The sequence below is a fragment of the Paenibacillus soyae genome (genome assembly GCF_024623455.1).
Classification (GTDB): Bacteria; Bacillota; Bacilli; order Paenibacillales; family Paenibacillaceae; genus Pristimantibacillus; species Pristimantibacillus soyae.
In genome coordinates this window covers 1-1,697 of sequence record NZ_JANIPJ010000050.1, presented here as the reverse complement: position 1 = coordinate 1,697, position 1,697 = coordinate 1, and the positions used below count along the sequence as shown (strand labels likewise).

Below are 1,697 nucleotides of genomic sequence, written 5' to 3'. Positions count from 1 at the left end.
GAGGCCACTGAAGAACTTACGCATTTTCAAGTGAACAATAAAGTTCAAACAAAAAGAAGATGTCCACACCCATATATTGGGATGGGCATCTTCTTTTTGTAGGTTATTTTGCTTGTATTCTCGGGTACCCTTACTCAGCGATCTTTAATATACGCTTCAAGTTCACGGCAAATATGGCCATCGCAGCTTGTAACTGCATGCCAAGCAGACCCGAGGATATGGCTACGTCATACCCGTGTCTATGTTTGAGCTCGCTGTTCTTCGCTTCAATTTTGTAACGTTCCTTGGTTTTGGTTTTAAAATACTCCGTTTCCTGGAACGCCGCTTGCTCCGAATGTTCAGCGGATTTAATGCTGACGGAGTAGGTTTTGCTTTTAGCTCCTTCTTTATAGCAGCCTTCTTTAAGCGGACATCGCTTGCAATGCTCTATGTCGAAGTGGTAGGTATTCGTTTGGTTTTTAGCAACGCCTTTTTTACCCTGTCTGGCCTTACGGATCGCCATGTGACCAGCCGGGCATACATACATGCCTGCATCTTTATTAAACAGAAATTCGTTTTCTTTTTTTCTGGTGCCCTGTGTAATGTTCGGATTAAGTTTGGATACCAGTTCGAGTTCGTTGTTTTTTGCATATGAAATATTATCCTTCTCGGAGTAGGCGGTATCGCCGATTACTGTTTTGACCTCCACACCGGCTGCTTGGCTTTTCTCGATCAGCGTCTGTAACTGTTTACCGTCATTCTTCTCGCCTGTGGTGATCACAGCTGCCGTTATGATGCGTTCCTCGGTCATCGCCAGATGTGTTTTGTATCCAAAGAAAGCAGAGTCTGCACTCTTATGTCCGACCTGAGCATCCGGATCCGCCGCCAAGCGAAGGTGTTCAACGTCATCCTCTATGGTTTCCTTTAACAGGTTAAGTGGCTCTAGAATTTTCGGTACTTGTGCGACTCTGGATTCGGTTTCGATAAAGGTAACGAGTCTCTGGCAATACTTGATCTCGTCTTGGAGTTCATTGGTTGTGTTCTTTATTGGCATTTTGGGTTTGACCGACTCATCCATCGAATAAACGGCTTTTCGCAGTTTTCGCGCGCGATCTTGCAGGATTTCTTGCGGCGACTTCTGATTGTAGCGCGCTTTTGTATGCGTAGCATCAACGATGATGGAGTTACTCTTTAAGATATTCTGCTCGATGGCAAGCTCTACCGTCTTGCCAATGAGCATGTCCAATAGGTTCATGTCTTTCAACCGAAGTTTACGGAATTTTGTAAGGGAACTTGGGTCAATGACTGAGTCCTCGGGCGCCATGCCGAGAAAGTATTTGAAAGAAAGGTCGTACTTCGAACGCTCCACAATGTCCACGTCAGACAATTCAAAGATCGCCTTCAACAGCAAATATTTAAACATGCAGATGGGGTCAATGGCGTTACGTCCATTGTCCAAACAATATTTCTTTTCGAGCTCTTCGTATATGAAAGAAAAGTCCACCAGTTCATTGATTTGACGAAGCATGTTGTCCTTTGGCACGACGATGTCATACAGCGCCGCATAAGGACTCAGAACCAAAGTTTGTTGTTTCCTAATCATCCGCACTCACCTGCTTTTCGTTATGACTCAATTATACAGAAAAAAAGGTACAGCCTCTTCAATTTAATTGAATGACTGTACCTTTTTCTATGAGATGGACTTTTTCAGTGGCCTC

General features: G+C 44.2%; 1 protein-coding gene. It reads right to left on the bottom strand.

Annotation, left to right across the window (positions count from 1 at the left end; all coding sequences use genetic code 11):
• Positions 1 to 130: 130 nt before the first annotated feature.
• Positions 131 to 1,582 (bottom strand): IS1182 family transposase, encoded by a 1,452-nt coding sequence (locus NQZ67_RS29880; protein ID WP_257453148.1) that lies wholly within the window; start codon positions 1,580 to 1,582, stop codon positions 131 to 133.
• Between the last annotated feature and the right edge of the window lie 115 nt (positions 1,583 to 1,697).

What these genes read in the sequence shown, in the direction of transcription:
- NQZ67_RS29880 (WP_257453148.1), bottom strand. Translation starts at nt 1,582, where the DNA reads ATGATTAGGAAACAACAAACTTTGGTTCTGAGTCCTTATGCGGCGCTG.